At 45.6% G+C, this 17782-nt stretch carries 20 protein-coding genes and 1 pseudogene; 11 read left to right on the top strand and 10 right to left on the bottom strand.

Annotated elements, in window-relative coordinates; all coding sequences use genetic code 11:
* The first annotated feature begins 27 nt into the window (after positions 1 to 27).
* Both DMB82_RS15605 and tilS read left to right on the top strand, forming a co-directional pair.
* Positions 28 to 417 carry a VOC family protein gene (locus DMB82_RS15605; RefSeq protein WP_116163942.1) on the top strand — a complete coding sequence of 130 codons (390 nt, stop codon included), beginning with the start codon at positions 28 to 30 and terminating at the stop codon, positions 415 to 417.
* Complete coding sequence (tilS, locus tag DMB82_RS15600) at positions 407 to 1759, top strand: tRNA lysidine(34) synthetase TilS (RefSeq protein ID WP_116163940.1); 1353 nt, start codon at positions 407 to 409, stop codon at positions 1757 to 1759. The genes DMB82_RS15605 and tilS overlap by 11 nt, the downstream gene beginning before the upstream one ends.
* Before the next feature lie 173 nt (positions 1760 to 1932).
* On the opposite strand, the gene rof is transcribed toward tilS, so the two are convergent.
* Both rof and DMB82_RS15590 read right to left on the bottom strand, forming a co-directional pair.
* Positions 1933 to 2193 carry a Rho-binding antiterminator gene (rof, locus tag DMB82_RS15595; protein ID WP_029367608.1) on the bottom strand — a complete coding sequence of 87 codons (261 nt, stop codon included), beginning with the start codon at positions 2191 to 2193 and terminating at the stop codon, positions 1933 to 1935.
* On the bottom strand, positions 2180 to 2380 hold the full coding sequence (locus DMB82_RS15590) for a YaeP family protein (RefSeq protein WP_010285748.1): 201 nt from the start codon (positions 2378 to 2380) through the stop codon (positions 2180 to 2182). The genes rof and DMB82_RS15590 overlap by 14 nt, the downstream gene beginning before the upstream one ends.
* A gap of 240 nt (positions 2381 to 2620) precedes the next feature.
* On the opposite strand from DMB82_RS15590, the gene DMB82_RS15585 reads away from it, so the two are divergent.
* Together DMB82_RS15585 and nlpE are read left to right on the top strand one after the other, a co-directional pair.
* Complete coding sequence (locus DMB82_RS15585; protein WP_102118263.1) at positions 2621 to 3175, top strand: YaeQ family protein; 555 nt, start codon at positions 2621 to 2623, stop codon at positions 3173 to 3175.
* 73 nt (positions 3176 to 3248) lie between these two features.
* Positions 3249 to 3944, top strand: a complete 696-nt coding sequence (gene nlpE / locus DMB82_RS15580; protein WP_102118262.1) for an envelope stress response activation lipoprotein NlpE — start codon at positions 3249 to 3251, stop codon at positions 3942 to 3944.
* A 60-nt stretch (positions 3945 to 4004) separates the two neighbouring features.
* On the opposite strand, the gene mutS is transcribed toward nlpE, so the two are convergent.
* Entirely contained in the window at positions 4005 to 6563 is a 2559-nt protein-coding gene (mutS, locus tag DMB82_RS15575) for a DNA mismatch repair protein MutS (RefSeq protein WP_208644335.1), read from the bottom strand.
* A 239-nt stretch (positions 6564 to 6802) separates the two neighbouring features.
* On the opposite strand from mutS, the gene DMB82_RS15570 reads away from it, so the two are divergent.
* The 3 genes from DMB82_RS15570 to DMB82_RS15560 all read left to right on the top strand — a co-directional run bounded on the left by DMB82_RS15570 (position 6803) and on the right by DMB82_RS15560 (position 9691).
* Positions 6803 to 8083 (top strand): tyrosine-type recombinase/integrase, encoded by a 1281-nt coding sequence (locus DMB82_RS15570; protein WP_044206287.1) that lies wholly within the window; start codon positions 6803 to 6805, stop codon positions 8081 to 8083.
* Positions 8084 to 8324: 241 nt separating this feature from the next.
* Complete coding sequence (locus DMB82_RS15565; protein WP_044206284.1) at positions 8325 to 9248, top strand: hypothetical protein; 924 nt, start codon at positions 8325 to 8327, stop codon at positions 9246 to 9248.
* Positions 9248 to 9691, top strand: coding sequence for a hypothetical protein (locus DMB82_RS15560; protein ID WP_202902040.1), 444 nt, complete (start codon positions 9248 to 9250; stop codon positions 9689 to 9691). The genes DMB82_RS15565 and DMB82_RS15560 overlap by 1 nt, the downstream gene beginning before the upstream one ends.
* Positions 9692 to 9742: 51 nt before the next feature.
* Here DMB82_RS15560 and DMB82_RS15555 read toward each other — a convergent pair whose 3' ends face one another.
* Positions 9743 to 10870: an ISAs1 family transposase gene (locus tag DMB82_RS15555; RefSeq protein ID WP_102119602.1), complete on the bottom strand. Its 1128-nt coding sequence runs from the start codon at positions 10868 to 10870 to the stop codon at positions 9743 to 9745.
* A gap of 50 nt (positions 10871 to 10920) precedes the next feature.
* On the opposite strand from DMB82_RS15555, the gene DMB82_RS15550 reads away from it, so the two are divergent.
* Complete coding sequence (locus tag DMB82_RS15550; RefSeq protein WP_228400002.1) at positions 10921 to 12999, top strand: AAA family ATPase; 2079 nt, start codon at positions 10921 to 10923, stop codon at positions 12997 to 12999.
* Positions 13000 to 13193: 194 nt separating this feature from the next.
* Positions 13194 to 13340, top strand: a pseudogene (locus tag DMB82_RS15545) (IS256 family transposase); the annotation flags it as partial.
* Between the two features lie 125 nt (positions 13341 to 13465).
* Here the strand turns inward: DMB82_RS15545 and DMB82_RS15540 are convergent.
* From DMB82_RS15540 to DMB82_RS15520, 5 genes are all read right to left on the bottom strand, one after another.
* The gene (locus DMB82_RS15540) at positions 13466 to 13858 is read right to left on the bottom strand and encodes a hypothetical protein (RefSeq protein ID WP_044206276.1); all 393 of its coding nucleotides are present in this window, start codon (positions 13856 to 13858) and stop codon (positions 13466 to 13468) included.
* 208 nt (positions 13859 to 14066) lie between these two features.
* Entirely contained in the window at positions 14067 to 14225 is a 159-nt protein-coding gene (locus DMB82_RS15535) for a hypothetical protein (protein WP_155278025.1), read from the bottom strand.
* 25 nt (positions 14226 to 14250) lie between these two features.
* The gene (locus DMB82_RS15530; RefSeq protein ID WP_044206275.1) at positions 14251 to 14610 is read right to left on the bottom strand and encodes a hypothetical protein; all 360 of its coding nucleotides are present in this window, start codon (positions 14608 to 14610) and stop codon (positions 14251 to 14253) included.
* Positions 14611 to 14623: 13 nt separating this feature from the next.
* A complete protein-coding gene (locus DMB82_RS15525; protein ID WP_044206273.1) occupies positions 14624 to 15151 on the bottom strand; it encodes a hypothetical protein in 528 nt (175 codons plus the stop codon).
* Positions 15152 to 15153: 2 nt separating this feature from the next.
* Positions 15154 to 15432: a helix-turn-helix domain-containing protein gene (locus DMB82_RS15520; protein WP_044206271.1), complete on the bottom strand. Its 279-nt coding sequence runs from the start codon at positions 15430 to 15432 to the stop codon at positions 15154 to 15156.
* A gap of 120 nt (positions 15433 to 15552) precedes the next feature.
* Here DMB82_RS15520 and DMB82_RS15515 point away from each other — a divergent pair, with 120 nt between their 5' ends.
* Together DMB82_RS15515 and DMB82_RS15510 are read left to right on the top strand one after the other, a co-directional pair.
* Positions 15553 to 16053 (top strand): hypothetical protein, encoded by a 501-nt coding sequence (locus DMB82_RS15515; RefSeq protein ID WP_044206266.1) that lies wholly within the window; start codon positions 15553 to 15555, stop codon positions 16051 to 16053.
* Between the two features lie 327 nt (positions 16054 to 16380).
* Complete coding sequence (locus DMB82_RS15510) at positions 16381 to 16803, top strand: DUF2787 family protein (RefSeq protein ID WP_044206461.1); 423 nt, start codon at positions 16381 to 16383, stop codon at positions 16801 to 16803.
* Positions 16804 to 16813: 10 nt separating this feature from the next.
* On the opposite strand, the gene DMB82_RS15505 is transcribed toward DMB82_RS15510, so the two are convergent.
* Positions 16814 to 17658, bottom strand: a protein-coding gene (locus tag DMB82_RS15505) for an IS5 family transposase (protein ID WP_102119033.1) whose coding sequence is annotated in 2 segments (ribosomal slippage) — positions 16814 to 17313 and positions 17313 to 17658 — 846 coding nt in all. Because the reading frame shifts where the segments join, the coding sequence is not laid out codon by codon here.
* Positions 17659 to 17782 lie beyond the last annotated feature (124 nt).

Genomic DNA, 17782 nt, shown 5'->3' with positions numbered 1-17782 from the left:
GGATTTTTTGCTATGAGGGTTTGAAGCATGCTGAAGCTGCTCGATGTCCATCACATTGCGGTGATTGCCTCTGACTATGAACGCAGCAAGGCATTTTACTGTGATGTGCTAGGGTTTACGTTGAACAACGAGGTCTACCGTGAAGCACAGCAGTCGTGGAAAGGGGATCTCTCGCTGAATGGATGCTATACCATTGAGCTATTTTCTTTCCCTCATCCGCCCGCGCGGGTGAGTTGTCCGGAAGCCTGCGGCCTGCGCCACCTGGCTTTTGCTGTGGCTAACGTAGAACAGGCTGTCGCCTCGCTGGAGCAGGCTGACGTTATCTGTGAACCTGTCCGGATCGATCCTGAAACGCAGCAGCGCTTCACCTTTTTCTCCGATCCTGACGGCTTGCCTTTAGAACTGTATGAGATCTGATACCGTGAACCGCACCGAACCTGATGATGGATTACTCCAGACGATTGTGACGCAAACGGCCGGATGCGAGTCGATCCTGTTGGCCTACAGCGGTGGTCTGGACTCTAGCGTGCTATTGCATCTGCTGGTGGCTGTGCGTCAGCGTTCCGGGCTGCCTATTCGTGCGGCTTATATCCATCATGGTTTAAATCCGCTGGCCGATAGCTGGGCTGAACATTGTCGCCAGCAGTGTGAACGCTGGCAGGTGCCCTTTGCCTCGCTGCCGGTGAAGGTTGAAGCGCAGAACGGCGGTATAGAAGCCGCGGCCAGAACGGCACGTTATCAGGCTTTGCAAGCGCATCTGCAAGACGGGGAAATCTTGTTGACGGCGCAGCATCTTGATGATCAAAGCGAAACTTTTTTACTGGCGCTGAAACGCGGCAGTGGGCCTGCCGGATTATCTGCGATGGCGGCTAGTACTCTTCTCGGTAACAGTACAACGCTCGGTCAGCATCGTCTTGTGCGTCCGCTGTTAAGCATTTCTCGCTTGCAGTTGGAAGCCTATGCGCAGCGGCATCAGCTTGACTGGATTGAAGACGACAGCAATCAGGATGAACGTTTCGACCGTAATTTCCTACGTCGCCAAATCTTACCGCGATTGACGCAGCGCTGGCCGCATTTCTCCTCCGCCGTAGCGCGTAGCGCCGAGCTTTGTGCCGAACAGGAACAGCTGCTAGATGAGCTGCTGGAGGAGTCATTGCAGGCGCTATGCCAGGCGGATGGTGCGCTGAGCATTGACGGGCTTCTGCCGCTAAGTCCGGTGCGTCGTTTTGCACTCTTGCGGCGCTGGTTGGCGCAGCGAGGGGCGACGATGCCAGCACGTGAACAATTACAACGGCTCTGGGATGAGGTTGCGACAAGCCGTCAGGATGCAGAACCGGTATTGCAACTGAATCAGATGCAGGTTCGCCGTTTTCGGCAGTATCTCTACCTGCTGCCGCTGATGACGTCACTCAAAGACTGCATTATCTCGTGGCAATCGCCGTCATGCCCGTTGTCGCTACCCGATAATCTGGGCACGCTGTCGCTGGCCGATAGCGGAGTGGCGATTCGCGCGCCGGAAAACAGTGAGGCGGTGAGCATTCGCTTTTCGATCAGCGGAACCGTGCATATTGTTGGCAGAGCACATGGGCGACAAATCAAGAAACTCTGGCAGGAATTGGGCGTTCCGCCCTGGTGGCGTGACCGTACGCCGCTGGTGTTCTACAACGAGCAACTGATTGCGGCAGTGGGGCGATTTGTCACGCGAGAAGGGCAGGCGAGAGAAAACCAGCCTGTATGGCGCATTGTTTGGGAAAAGTAAGTTTGGGAAAAGTAAGTTTGGGAAAAATAAGCCAGGGGAAAATAAGCCAGGGGAAAAAAGCTGAGGGAAAAGCCTGACGCTGAGGCTAGTACTGAAATAAAAACGGACAACCTGCGTTGTCCGTTTGGGAAGCATGGGTTCAGCGTTTGCCGCTGAATGAAAGGAGAAGTCTGTCAGGATTCGCTGACGACGACCTTCCCGATTTCAGGATGACTGAAACTGACGATGTGGTCGAGACGCAGCTCGCGCGTTGTGCCTGAGGCTTCAATCACCAGATATTCGACCTGCTTACGTGAGATCATATCACTGGCTTTACCGGTCACAACTTCACCATTGCGTAGTTCCAGCGTCAGCGTCAAATTCTGCTGACAGGTGGCTTCCAGGCTGTCGTAATCATCACAGTTGATGGGTTGATATTCATTACTCATTGACATAATCACTCACCAATAAGTTAGCGGCGGCAAAAGCGGCCTGTTCCCTGACGGAGGATGGCAACGCATCATTCGCAGCAATGCCATCCAGGGTTTTTAAAACACAACCCAGCGAATCGGGTATATAGCCCAGATCGCCACTGGCGATCTCTGCGTATAAGCGACGTACTAATTCACAGTATTCTTGCACTATATCCTCCCTTGAAAGCTTAGCTCGGTAGATATTCATGCATCATCACTTGCTGTGGTGCGCGATGTTGTAAGCCTACGAAGATAAACTCTATTTATCAAACCGACTATAGCATAGGCACTAACAGGATATCAGTAGTCCTTAGAGGCCTAATCTATCGGTTACGTGGCAGATATCACCTTTACTGTGAGGATGGCGCTAACTCAAGTAAACTAGGAGGGAATAAATAAGAGGTCACTGATGGCATTAAAAGCAACGGTTTACAAAGCAGCAATCAATATTGCCGATATGGATCGGAATTTTTTTCACGACGTGAACCTGACGATAGCGCAGCATCCGTCTGAAACTGAGCAGCGTATGATGCTGCGGCTTTTAGCGTGGATTTGCCATGCTGATGAAAACCTGCGTTTTACCAAAGGGCTCAGCGCAGATGATGAACCGGAAATCTGGCGACGTAATGATACGATGGAACTGGAACTGTGGATTGAGCTAGGTCTGCCGGATGAAAAACGGCTCAAGAAAGCCTGCAACCAGTCGCGTTCCGTGATGTTGTACGCTTATAGCGAGCGTGCGGCACAGGTTTGGTGGAGCGCAATATCGGGTAAGGTCTCTGGGTACAAGAATCTGGCTATCCGCTTTTTGGATGATAATCAGCTGACTCAGCTTGCCGGACTGGTTCAACGCACCATGGCATTGCAGGCAACGATACAGGAAGGCACGATCTGGTTATCTGACGACAAGAATAGTCTGGAAATAGCATTTTCTGAGTGGAAAATTCCTCAGACTCAGGGATGATAACCGATTGGATATATTCCAGAACGTTGAGTAAGAACGATAAAAACAGGGCAGAGACGGCAGGAAAATAATGATGAAAAAACTGGCTATCGGTGTGCTGTTGATTGCAGGGATTTCTGGATTGATCGGGTGTCATACCCGCTCACAAGCTCAGGAAGAAACCCTTAAACCAATGGCGCAAAGTTATCGTGGCGTTTTAGCCTGTGCGGACTGCGGAGGGATTGATACGTCGCTGTTTTTGGAAAAAGACGGGACTTTTGTTCTGCGTGAACAGTATCAAACGACTCGAGAGGGCAACAACACGTTTGCTTCCTATGGGCAATGGCGGCGCACTGCCGACAAGCTGGTGTTGACGGAGAGTTCGGGTGAAAAACGCTACTTCCGCCCGGTTGATAACTCTCTTGAAATGCTGGATCAGCAAGGGTTGCCCATCAATTCTTCGCTTCCTCGCCAACTGACGGCAACCGAGCAGGCATTGCCGGATACGCCGATGTCGATGAAGGGTATGTACCGCTATCTGGCAGATGCTGCGACCTTCTCTGACTGCGTGACAGGGAAAACGTTTGTGGTAGCGAGTAATGCCGTGCTTGAAAGACTGTATCTTCGTACTACGGCGTCGGCAGGTGAACCGGTACTGGTTTCCTTTACCGCACATTTTGCCGTGATTCCATCAATGGAAGAAGGGCAGAGGGTGAAAGCGGTGGTCCCTAACAGCAGCGATAACGCACGTATGAACGCCCAAGCAAACTGCGATACGCAGATAGATTGATACAGCGTTAAAAAGAAAAGGCACTGATTTCAGTGCCTTTTTTACATCCATCATTACACGTTAGAGCATTTTCTTTAGCTGATACAGCCAGTCCAGCGCCTGACGTGGCGTGAGCGCATCAGGATCGATGGCTTCCAGCGCTTCAATCGCCGGAGACGGCTCATCATTGCTTAGCAGCGCCAGCTGCGCGCCGTCAATATGACTGGATGACGCATTATTCGATAACGTTTCCAGCTCTTTCAGTTTCTGGCGTGCGCGCTTAATCACTTCTTTCGGGACACCAGCCAGTGCGGCGACGGCAAGGCCATAACTTTTACTGGCTGCGCCATCTTGTACGCTGTGCATAAAGGCGATGGTATCGCCGTGTTCGCGCGCATCTAAATGCACATTCACTACGCCTTCCATTTTTTCCGGCAGAGTGGTCAGTTCAAAGTAGTGCGTTGCAAACAGCGTCATCGCTTTGATGCGGTTCGCCAGATTTTCGGCACAGGCCCAGGCCAGCGACAGGCCGTCATAGGTGGAGGTTCCGCGACCGATTTCGTCCATCAATACCAGACTGTTTTCCGTGGCATTGTGCAGAATATTCGCCGTTTCTGTCATTTCCACCATGAAGGTGGAGCGGCCAGAGGCCAGATCGTCCGCGGCTCCCACACGAGTGAAAATACGATCGACGGGGCCAATCACCGCCTGATCCGCAGGCACAAAGCAGCCGATGTGCGCCATCAGCACAATCAGTGCGGCCTGACGCATATAAGTACTTTTACCGCCCATGTTGGGGCCGGTGATAATCAGCATGCGACGCTGTGGTGCCAGCGACAGAGGGTTAGAGATGAACGGTTCACGAAGCACCTGTTCGACGACAGGGTGACGACCGCCCGTGATTTTGATGCCGGGCTTATCGCTCAGCGTCGGGCAGACGTAATTCAGCGTATCGGCACGTTCGGCCAAATTCGCCAGAACGTCCAATTCTGCCAACGCGGCGGCGCTTTGCTGAAGTTCAGCCAGATGGGGCAACAGCAGATCGAAGAGCTCATCGTAGAGCGCTTTTTCCAGCGCCAATGCTTTGCCCTTCGAGGTCAGAACTTTGTCTTCGTACTCTTTTAGCTCGGGAATGATATAGCGTTCGGCATTTTTCAGCGTCTGGCGGCGTACATAATGAATCGGCACCAGATGGCTTTGACCACGGCTGACCTGAATGTAATAACCGTGCACGCCGTTGAAGCCGACTTTCAGCGTATCAAGCCCCAGCTTTTCACGTTCACGAATTTCCAGACGGTCCAGATAATCGCTGGCACCGTCAGCCAGTGCGCGCCACTCATCCAGCTCTGTATGGTAGCCCGGCGCGATAACGCCGCCGTCACGTACCAGCACGGGCGGTGCTTCGACAACCGCGCGTTCCAATAAATCACGTAACTCATCAAATTGCCCAATCAGGCTGACCAGACGACGAACGGAATCGGTATCCAGTGGCGCAAGCTGCTCACGAATAGCGGGGAACTGCTGGAAAGCGTGGCGCATACGAGCCAGATCGCGCGGGCGTGCTGTGCGCAACGCGAGTCGCGCCAGAATACGCTCCAGATCGCCGACCTGCCGCAGAGAGGGTTGTAGATCGGGCGTAATGTCCTGTAACGCGCTGATAGCCTGCTGACGCTGTTTGAGCGCCTCAATATCGCGGCTGGGCATATGAATCCAGCGCTTCAGCATCCGGCTGCCCATTGCCGTCACTGTGCAGTCCAGCACCGCGGCCAGCGTATTTTCCACGCCGCCGGACAGATTCTGCGTCAGTTCAAGGTTACGGCGGGTGGCCGCGTCCATGATGATGCCGTCCTGTTGGCGCTCCATGGTAATCCCGCGGATATGCGGCAGCGAGGTGCGCTGGGTGTCTTTCGCATATTGTAGCAGGCAGCCAGCGGCCCGTAATGCGAGCTTGGCCTGTTCTACGCCGAAACCGGTCAGATCGCGGGTGCCAAATTGCAGGTTAAGCTGCTGGCGTGCAGTATCCGGTTCAAATTCCCACAGTGGACGACGGCGAAGCCCATGGCGATTTTCGATCAAATCCATGGACTCGAAAGATTCAGGATAGAGTAATTCCGCCGGATTGGTGCGCTGTAACTCAGCCGCCATGGTTTCCCGATCGTCTGGTTCGCTCACGCGGAAACGTCCTGAGCTGATATCCAGGGTGGCATAACCGAACCCCCGACCGTCCTGCCAGATTGCGGCCAGCAGGTTATCCTGCTTTTCCTGCAATAGTGCTTCGTCGCTGATGGTTCCTGGCGTGACGATACGTACAACTTTGCGTTCTACCGGACCTTTGCTGGTGGCGGGATCGCCAACCTGTTCGCAGATAGCGACGGATTCGCCCATTTGCACCAGTCTGGCAAGGTAGTTTTCAACGGCATGATGAGGAACGCCCGCCATCGGTATCGGTTCCCCTGCGGAGGCACCGCGCTTCGTCAGCGAGATATCCAGCAGTTGAGAAGCCCGCTTGGCATCGTCATAGAACAGCTCATAAAAATCGCCCATGCGGTAAAACAGCAGGATTTCCGGATGTTCAGCCTTTAACCTAAAGTACTGCTGCATCATTGGTGTGTGTGAATCTAGATTTTTATTGTCAATCATAGACATGGTTTATTTATTCCATTGAATTTAAAGTGAATTGTGATTTTAATTGTTCTCATTAAGTATCACGTTGTCTCATAAAAAATCACTAAAACCCACTTGTTAGTGTAGGTCAAAGTGTAGGTTGTTATGTAGGTTATGGTATAATTACACTAAATAAATGCACAACCTACACTTGGAAAGAAAAGCTGGTTTTTAGCTTTAGTAAATCAAGTGGTTAGCCATAAAATGGATCTTATATGACAGATAAACCAGCAGGCAAACCTTTGTCATCCAAAGCTATCGAAATGATGAAGCCTACGGACAAAAATAAGGCTGATACAGGTGAAAACCGAGGCTTACGTGTGACTTGCGGCGCTTCGGGTATCAAGACCTTTTTCTACCGTTATACTAGCCCAGTGACCAATAAGCTGTCACAGGTAAAAATTGGAAGCTTCCCGCAAACCTCGCTTGCAATGGCTCGTATGAAGTTGCAAGAGCTCAAATTAATCAGAAACGAAGGGCGCTGCCCGGCGTCTGAGCTGAAAGATGAGAAGCAACGGTTATTGGAGGAGAGTCAAAAACCGATAGCGGCAGTGCTGACGGTTGAAGGCTTGGTTGAGCTGTATCTGACTGAACGGATAGAAGATCGTAAAAATGCTGATGGAAAAATCATTCCAGGAGCGCGTAAAAAGAAAGGGCAAAAGGAAGTCCGTCGAACTCTGGAAAATGATGCGGTTGCTAAGCTAGGGGCGCGTGTTGCAGCGGACATCACCCGTAAAGATATCGTCGAACTGGTCAACGGTGTGATTGAACGCGGTGCCAAAGTTCAGGCAGGTAATTTGTTACGTGAACTATCCTCTGCCTATGAATTTGCAATTGGCTTAGGGCGCTTCGATGACAGCTTTGCTAACCCTGCGCTATTGGCAAAGTCGAGTCTACGCCAGACTAATATCAAACTGACCTGTGAACGTGGAACTCGAATTCTGAGTGAGAAAGAGTTAGCTAAATTCCTTCATTGGCTTCCTGGTTCTTCATTTACGCCAACAATCAAAAATGTGCTGCGACTGACGCTCTGGACTGGGTGCCGAACAGGTGAAGTCTGCAATATGGCTTGGGATGATGTGGATCTCGAAAAGGGCACGATACATCTGCGAGAAACCAAGACTGGAGTAGAGCGGTACGTTCAGCTATCGACTCAGGCTATCGACTTCCTTAAAATTCTGCGCCTCACCTCCGATAAATATTTATTTCCTTCACAAGCGACTAAACTCCCCATTCAGCAGAAATACCTGACTGAAAATTCATGGCGTTTACGTGAAAACGGTCAAATGCTTGATATACCTCACTGGACGCCACACGACCTGCGTCGTACAGTGCGGACAGGGCTATCCCGTTTGCAATGCCCAAATGAAGTTGCGGAGGCTGTGCTGGGGCATACTCGCGGCGGTGTAGAGGGGATTTATAACCTGTATAAGTATGATGCTGAGTGCAAGAAGTGGTTGCAAGTGTGGGCAAATTATCTCGAAAGTATATATTGAAGCAATGACATATTATTGCATGAAGGCGACGAGTCAAAAATATTAGCAAAACAAGTCAGCCTTATTCCTTTTTAAGCATAACTAGGTTATTAATAATCTGCTTAGATAATCAACAGGCGGTCATTCGATATTAAACTGTATAAAAACACAGTTCATTGTTGTTAATGAGCAAATCTGCAACGAATTAGACGGCGAACTCTCGTGCTGGCTGTAATTGTCGTCGAGTATTAGGGGGGAATGAATGTCATCTTACATTACTAAAATTGGTCCGATGGACGGAAACTTGTGGGAAGAGATTTGCCAGCTAGTTTTCAAAAAGCTCTATAGGCAGTTTGGTTATCAGGAAATGCCTGCTTCTCCAGGCGATTATGGTATTGAGGGTTTTGTTAAAGACTATGGTATAGCTATTCAGTGCTATTGTCCTGAGAAGGTGTATACGCAGGAGGAGCTTTATGAAAAACAACGTGACAAAATTACTAGAGATCTTGCCAAGCTTAATACATATAAAGATGAGCTAAAAAAGAGGCTTGGAGACTGTAAAATAAAAAAATGGATCTTTTTATGCCCAGAAATTAACCGTAATGAGATCCTTTCGCATATTGTAAAAAAACAAGAAGAAATTAGAGCGTTATCTTTGGATTTTCTTTCTGATGATTTTGAAGTAGATGTTCAAGATATAGATTTTTACATACATGAAATTCAAGAGATCATGACCTTAAAAGGTAGTAAAATAACTTTTGATATCACACCTCAGCAATTGGACTATTTCGACTCAGCTACTGAAGAAATGGAACTTAATATCCAAAGAAAAAATGAAAAACGATGCGTTATTGATGGTTCATTAAATTCTGAAAAGCACAAGAAACTTAATGTTTTAACAGAAAAGAAATTTCTTGCTGGCGATGTGTTGCTAAGGAGAATTGAAAAAGACTCTGCTTTAATTTATTTTGAATTGGCAAGAGTCATCAATCAGTATGAGAATGAAATAGAGGAATTGTGCATTACTTGGGATGCTTTGCCTGAGCAATTGATTGAAAGAATTAAGGGTGTTTTGGCATTAAGAATAAAAGAATCTATTCCAATGCTTGGTGATCCTGAAAGGCATAGCCTTGTCGATAGCTTGGTTGCAAAATGGATAGCTTTATGTCCGTTGGAGTTAAACTAATGAGTCGAGTGACATTTAAACGAAAACCAATGCCCATATATGCAGGTTTTCGCCCTTTATTTAAAATTGGCCAGATTCTCTTGGTATTGGATCTGGCATCCAGAGGGAAATGCTCAAGTTTAATAAGGTTGCATCTTTTTGCATGGGTATTGAAAGATGAACAACGTAAGGAAATGTTATTAAATGCTGTTGAAAAGAAGATTGAGATACCGAGTGTATGGGGGATAGATCCTTCTGTAAATTTTGCGTTGCAATTTGCGATTGCAGAAGGTTTAATTATTAAATCTGGGACTTCATTCAAGCTTGCGCCTAAAGGTATGTGTTTTATAAATAATAGCAATTCATATGACTTATTCTATGATGAGACTATCTTTTTAAAGAAAATAGGTTTAAAGATAACAGAAAAAATGATTGAAGCTGCTACCAACCTTTGGAAAGAATAGATGAAAATTAATAAATTTAAACTATCTATAGCAGGGCGTCCGCATGAGTGATCAACATTTAACCATTGACGTTAATCCAGCCATAAGAACTTGCTCCAAGAACACGGGTTTCATCATGCAGCGTTTTTGTTTCATCGGTACGCTAATCTTCGTTGGCTCGGCTCTGAGCATGTTCAGCGCCATGTGCCTTAACCCTGCCAAGTTTTCTGCGGCGTTTTCTCGGTAAATCTGGCAAGCATCCTCTCGCATACTGACATCTAAAATCCAATGCATGGACTCGATACCCCAATGGGCCCGTATCGCATCTCCGGCCTGCTCTGGGGTTAGTTTGGCTGAACTGATGTAGTAGCGGTACTCCAACTCTGGCGCTTTGCCTTTTGCTGCGCGGTAACTTTCGACCATGACTATGCTGGTTAGCCCGAGCCAGGCAGAGAAATCCCCAACCATATCACTGGCATCCAGTACATGGTAAGTGCGTGCCTCCACTCGGCTTTTCTGCTTCTCAACTTGAGATATGCCCCTGTCAATTGGCGCGCGCCGATGTGGGGTAAAAGCGGCCTGTATCGCTGCCGCTAACTTGCCTTGATTGCCCTTAACTGCCAATAAGTAGTCGCCACCTTTGCTCGTAATCGCCTTGGCAATCTTGGTCTGACAGGCCATCGCATCAATTGTCACGATGGCACCTCGCAAGTCCAACATCTGAATCAGCGCGGGTATCGCGGTGATTTCATTGCTTTTAGCATCAGTTTTAAGCTGGCCCAATACGAGTTGGTTGGCGCTGGCATAGGCACTTACCATATGGATGGTGCTTTGCCTGTCGTCTCTGTCATAAGAGCCGCGCAAAGTCTTGCCATCAATAGCGACGACTTCACCACAGGTTAACTTGTGCACGGCTTTCATCCAGGCGAGAAAACAATCGCGGAATTCAGCGGGCTCAATATTTGAAATTAGGCGAGCAAAGGTATCATCAACGGGCACACCTTTTTCAAATAAGCCCTGTTTAAGGAACCAGTCATGATGGCCGAGAACGTACTCACGAATGTCAGTCCAGCCCTGGCCTCCCGCTATCACTGCGCAGATTGAAGCAAACAAAATATCAAACAGTGGGTAATCCACTTTTGCGCTTTGTCGTTCATCGCGGATGATACTGAAATGCGCTTTGATGGTATCTAAATTCATGGTCACTCCTCAAAAGAGGAGCATAAGATCATAGTCGACTCGTCAGGTCAATGTTGACGTCGAATTGTGCAAAAAACGTTCATGATCTTGCCCTGCTATCTATAGATACTGATTCCGGCGATTATGGTTTTAAATGCGCATTTACTGATGGCCTGAATATAATTAAAGGTAATAATTCATCAGGTAAAAGTACTTTAATTCAAGCTATATTCTATGCCTTTGGTATGGAAGAGCTTCTCGGCGGAGAAGGGGCATCTACTATGCCTTATGCTTTGAGGGATCATATAGTTGATAATCATTCAAAAGGCAGCAGAAAGATCCCGATAATTAATTCATCCGTTTATTTAGAGGTTTCTAACGGTAAGCGGATTATTACTATTAACAGAGCTATAAGATCAACTGACTATGATACAAAATTAGTTAAAATCATAGATGGGGCTTATTTGTCTATACCGAATGACAATTACTCTGTTGAATATACTTATCTCCATGATAAAGGCTCGGCACAAAACATAAAAACTGGTTTTTTCAGATACATGGAAGATTTTTTAGGATTAGAATTGCCTTTAGTACCGGATAATAAAGGCGGAGAGAGTAAATTATATCTTCAAACGATCTTTGCTGCCCTATTTGTTGAGCAAAAGAGAGGATGGACTGATTACATCGCAAATATACCTTATTATGCAATAAGGAATGTAAGAAAAAGAGTTGTTGAATATTTACTTGATTGCGAAACATTCTCCAATGAGAAGGCAATAAATATAGTACAGAGTGAAATATCAAAGTTACATCATGAATGGTCTGAACTTAAAACTGAAATTAGGTTGGTCTCAGAGAGGAGTTCATTAGTTGTTAGTGGTATAGATGATAAAGTACCTGTAGATTTCAATAAAGATCTTGCGAGCATTAAATATTCCAATGATGATTCTCTTGTTGATATAAATCAGAAATTAATAGAACTAAATAGCCAAGTTGAAGATTTGAGGAAGCCTGTTAAACCAATAACAGAGTTGCTTATTAATTCTCTTGAAACTGAGCAGGCTGAATTGATGAGGTTATTATCAGTTCAGGATGTATTATATCGTGATATCTTGAATGAGAAGAGTAATGTTTCTCAATATGAGAGTAGTAAAACTCAAATAATTGAAGATCTGAATAATAATAAAGTTGCTAAAAAATTGAAAGATTTTGGTGCGGAAAGCAATTTGAGTGTTGCAAAAGACATTTGCCCTACCTGTCATTCTCCAATTAAAGATTCTTTATTAATAATGGACGATGCTTTAGAGCCTATGAGTATTACCGAAAATATAGCATATCTCGAAAGTCAGTTAAAAATGCTAAATAAATATATTAATGGTTCAAATCACATTATATTGCAACGAGATCGTGAATTAAAAAACATTAGAGATGAGATAGTACGTGTGCGGGGAATTATCTTATCATCAAAAGTAGACATTAAGAATAGCGACTCAATCTCTGAAAAGGATATAAGGGTTAAAATTCAAGCTGAAGAAAAAATAAAAACCTTAAGAAATGATGAGGAAGTTATTACTAAAATATTAGAACAAATGGTTTTAGTGAGTCAGGTATATAAAAATAAACTTGGTGAATTATCAAAACTACCAAAAAGTACCTATACAGTAAATGACATCAAGAAATTGAAAGATCTTAATGCATCTTTTAAAATACTGGCTAGTGATTTTGGATATCGAAGTGCTCCAGTATCCGATGTGGAGATTAATTATGATACTTTATCTCCGTTTCTATCGGGCTTGGAGCTGCGTGAGATAAAAACTAAAGAGAAAATTGATTTAAAAACGGATTCTTCCGCTAGTGATTTTGTAAGGTTGATTTGGTCTTACTTAATATCTGTTTTTATAGCCTCTAAAAAGAACAATGGTAATCACCCTGGGGTTATAATATTTGACGAGCCCGCCCAACATTCTATGGGTACTAATGGCTTCAATAAATTACTAAGAACATTAGCTAGTCAACATGGTTTGCAAAGTATTGTCGCAGCCTCGTTTGACGAAAGCGAGGAGGTTTTCACTGAGTCTACTAGAGGTGTTAATTACAACCTAATCACACTAAGCAGTAAATTGATAACGGCAGATAAAGTTGCATCTTGAAGTTTTATTTTTCAATGGGCTACACTTTTTCATTAACTACTAAAGGCGCTGATATGGCCTTTAGTAGTTACTAATGAATGCAATTATAGCCCCGGAACATTAATACAGAAATGTTCTTTACCATCGTCAGTTTTTTGTATCCGATAAGTTATCAGCAATGACTGCTGCGCGTCTGGTTTTGTGAACCACTACAGTTCTCGACGGACGACTTGGTGCGGAAAGTGGTTTATCCGGCGATACAGTCGGCGTCGAAAAAATGGAGTATGCCAATCCAGAACTGGTGGTTGACGATGAGCGGTTTTATTATCGAGTTCGGTGACCGCCTGAGCGACCACCTTTAATCGGATGGCAATTACACAGAATTATTTGCAAGGTCGAATGTGACGATCTTTTTCATGGTATTATCCTTTTGGGATAAAGCATCAATTACTTCACCCAAAAGGAACCCTGATGTTAGCTAAGGTGATTATAAACCAGATACGTTTATATAGAATTTCCCATTATTATCATCTGTCTTTTGAATATCATAGGTTATCGGTATCTCTGTTGTGTTAGGTAGTTTAGATTGCTCATCTGTCATGGTCATTTGAAGACTGGCGGCGCATTGATAAGTATCTATTGATGAGTTATGGCTTAATGTTCGAACGTTGATAACCTTCAGCAGAAGGCTGTCAGTATTAGCTGGCACCATTCCTGACATCTGAGAATTTCTTAGCTGCTCGAATTGCTTATTAATTTGTTTATGAGCAATGTCAGCAACCAAATTTTTAGCATCATCACTGTTGCATTCAGGTGTATTGTCTCCGCAGCCAACTAACAGACTTGCAGATATAAACAGTAATGCTAATCGCATATTCATTGAGTTAATCCTTATTGATGATTTTTCCAGCAATGCCTTGTTTCAGGCGAATGCGCCCAACAACCTGGCTGCACGGTTGTAGCCTATACGGAAGTGAGACGGGATTGTTTTAATATCCAGATTTTTTATTTTTTTCTAAGAAATAAAATTAAAAGGCTGTTTATAAAATTTCATATTCATTTTCAGATTAAATGCTTTACGGGATTCCTCACTCACTATTCCGCTCATTTTCTTTACTGGCTGATAGTTGTGAATCGATATTTGGCTTTATTAAAAGCTCCAATTTTTCAACACGACGGGTAAGCTGCATGACGTGCCAGATGCAAACAACAATGGCACCGATAGCTGCGCCTGTTATTATGTTCATTGTTTATCCTCTCCTGATTTCATTGCTATTTCTTCCGATAAATCCCATCCATTGCTCCAGCGGCGGTCATACCGCAATAACCTTCACATCCTTTGGTCATTACTGTTACTTTACCGTTCTTCTGCTCGCTGATAACAGCGACACACTGACTCGATGTATCGTTATAAAGCCAGCGATGTTTCTGGTTTTCTCCAGCACTAATGGATTGTGCTGAACCTTCCATATTGCAGATACCGGAAGCATCTTTACTCGCAGCATTAATACTGAATTCCACACCATTACCGCCTTCTGCAAGTGTTAGGGCACCGTTTGGTTTGACGTACTCTGCGGCGGTTGCCAGTGCTGATGTGCTCGACAGCAGGGTGGCTAAAACAACATGTTTCATTGTTGATTCCTTGTCAGTTAATACGAATATTTTTAGTGATTTTCCCGAGTGTTAGCGGTCTGCGTTTTTCAACATAGAAATAGGCGACGTTAAATGCAGACTTTTTATGATTACCTTTCCCTAGCGAGGGCCAGTCGCGGAAAGCCTCTATTTGGGCTTCTGAATAAGGTGTGGTGGAGAAGTCGAACAGTACCAGCAACGCCTTACCGTCGAACGTCATCAGCTTCTTCATTTCCGTACTGTTAACAGTGGCAGATACCGTCGATTTGGCTGCGGTGGGCTTACGCACTGCAAACTCTACGGCGACATCATCTATCACAAAATCGATATAGCCGTTCCCCGTAATAGAGCCAGGGAGTTTCCCTTTCACCTCCGGTGAAACATCATCGGAGAAACACCCTAAAAGGTAGCAGCGTACCAGAGGAAGTAGTTCCCTTTCACTGCACTCATTTAAGCGCAGTGTTTTTACAAACTCAGGGCGATAAAGGGAATGAAAGAAGTATTCAAAGCTTTCCATTACCGAAGTGATCGTGGTCGCCATAGCTATTCCTTGCCTGTGTGGTTGGAAGGCATTTTATTGGAATAGCGGCTGGGCCATATCTGCTCGGGCATCATCCCTAGAGCCGCGGCTATCAACCGTTCAGCCTTCGGATAGTGCTGACTGAAGGCATTATTCAGTGTGCGAGAGCCTAATCCTTGATCGCGAGATAACTGAGCCAGACTCAACCCACGTTTGTGCAACGCAGCCACAATGTCGGCCCTGTGCCAATCCTTAGCCCTTCCTTTAGTTCGCTTTTTTTGCGATGCTACGTGGTTATTCACAGTGTTAACTCCTCTGTATCAGTACAGGGATATTAAATGCGAATAAAAGGAACTTATCAAGTTCTCTTTGTGGTTTTTGTTGGGACTCCTTTTAACGTATTGATATTCTGGATTAAATTCATGAAAAATATTTTGAATGTACCGTCTCTTCAAGAGAGCCCAAGTGATAGCGTTCATGATGATGAACAGTGGCTAACAGCACTGGATTTTGCAGGTAAACCGGGGATGCCGAGTACGGCAAAGGGCTGCCGCCTACGTCTGGAAAAGCTAGCCGCTATGCACCCGGAAATCAGGAGAAAGAGAACAGGGCATAAAGGCTTTGAGTACCATATTCGCGCTGCGGGAATGTCGTTGAAAAGTGAGCGGGCAGAGCAAGCCACCCACTCTGTCGCTTCTCCTTATGGTACTGACGAACAGCTTAATCTCTGGGTTCAACTATTCAAGACGATGAAGCCCCATTCCCGTGACCGTTTGTTGAAGCAGGCGCTTGAACAAGTGGCTGACGATCTTGCGCTGACCCAGCCTACTTTGCCAACAGAAGTGATTTCACTGGCGCACCAGTTACTGGCGTTTTCGGAAGAGCAGCGTAAACAATTGCTGGAGATTATTTCGAAGCAATAGTCTGCGCTGGCACTCTTATTTCCCTGAATTATTTCCTTCTTTATTAATTTACTTAATAATGGTTTCTTTATGAAACTATTTGCTCGTAATATATCAGTTTGATATAATGCCATTACTGGAAAGTGTTATTGTTAGCAGCCAGCTAGTCATTCAAATTATTATTTAATTAAATTTTCGATTTTTTAATCCTTTATTGGAGGGTTAACTGTATTTAAAGAATATCAGTCTGACTGTATCTATAAATAGATGCTATGTTTAAACTTACTTTATTTAAAAACCAGTGAATGAAACTGATGGGTTATCTATCAAATAATGTATGAGATAAAAATGAATAAAATACATCAGGAAGATTATTCCCTTCCGGTCAAACAAGCACTGATTGATTTGTTATTTAAAGAGATGGGTAATCCCCCGTCGCATAAAACCAGAATAGCTGCTGTTAGTTTGTTATTTAAAGACCTGACTTACAGTGCTGAACGTGGAGGTTACCACCCTGTTGAAATACGGCTTATTTCACGCAATGGTGAATGGCATTTTGATTACATCACTGACTTCAGTTATATGGGGACGGTATACCCCGAACTGGAAAAGGAAATTGATATAAGCTGGAGTCAGCAATATGTTTTTCTTGCTCATGTTGGTGATCTGCCTATTAACGCCGGAAAAGAGTTATTTGAACTGTGGCAGAGTAACTTTATTCAGTATCACGCCATGAACGCTTACACCATTACTGTCCTCTGGGAAAGCTAGGCCGTGTCCCTTAACTTAACAACCGTTTTAAAAATAACCTGATCGCTCCCAGTTTTAGCATACTCAGGTAGTTTCTGGCTGTTTTCTCCGAGCGGGTGGCAATACGGCGATTTTCTTTAAGTATCGCAAAGCAGCGCTCCACGACATTGCGTTTTTTGTACAGGCGCGTGTCGAGGGGGCGACGTCCGTCCTGACTGGCCTTCTCATTCGATTTAAACGGAATAACCGCTTTTATTCCTTTCATTTTCAAATGAATGCGAAGGTTTTTACCTGAATAACCCTTATCCGCCAGCACCGCTTTCGGACGTGATTTCAGGTGCCCGCTTTTTCGGATAATCCCGACCCGGTTGAGCAACCTTTCCGCGTATCGGCTTTCGTGGGCCTGTCCACCGCTCAGGCAAAAACTCAGTGGTAATCCTGTGCCATCTGTCGCCAGATGGATTTTGGTGCCAAAGCCGCCGCGAGAGCGACCCAGCCCATGGTCCTCGCATTCATCGGGATGTTTTTTTTCGCACCCGCGGCCGCTTTCAGGGCGCGAACGTTACTGCCATCCAGCGCGATAACATCCCAGTCAATCAGCGCTTTTTCATCCAGAATCTGGAGTAATTTATTGAAAATGCTGTTCATTATTCCGGCTTTAGACCACCGATTGAAGCGGTTGTAAATGGTTTTCCATTGACCATAACGCTCAGGTAAATCCCGCCAGGGTGCGCCAGAGCAAAGCACCCAAAATATGCCATTCATGACATGTCTGTGCGCAAAATAAGGACGCCCGCCTCGGGAAGAGCCTCTTTCAGGTGGCAGCATGGGAGAAATCAACGCCCAGGCGTCATCGGGAAAATCGTAACGAGCCAAATTAAAGGACTTTTTGTGGTGAAATCATGTCCCTGATTGTACAAAAAATAGTTACGGGACACACCCTAATCCCGCCACACTAATCATCAATACTTTATGGAGAATTATCTGTGACGACTGACAG

This window comes from Pectobacterium aquaticum (assembly GCF_003382565.3).
Classification (GTDB): domain Bacteria; phylum Pseudomonadota; class Gammaproteobacteria; order Enterobacterales; family Enterobacteriaceae; genus Pectobacterium; species Pectobacterium aquaticum.
The sequence above is the reverse complement of the archived record's forward strand: the minus strand, read 5'-3'. Positions and strand labels throughout refer to the sequence as shown.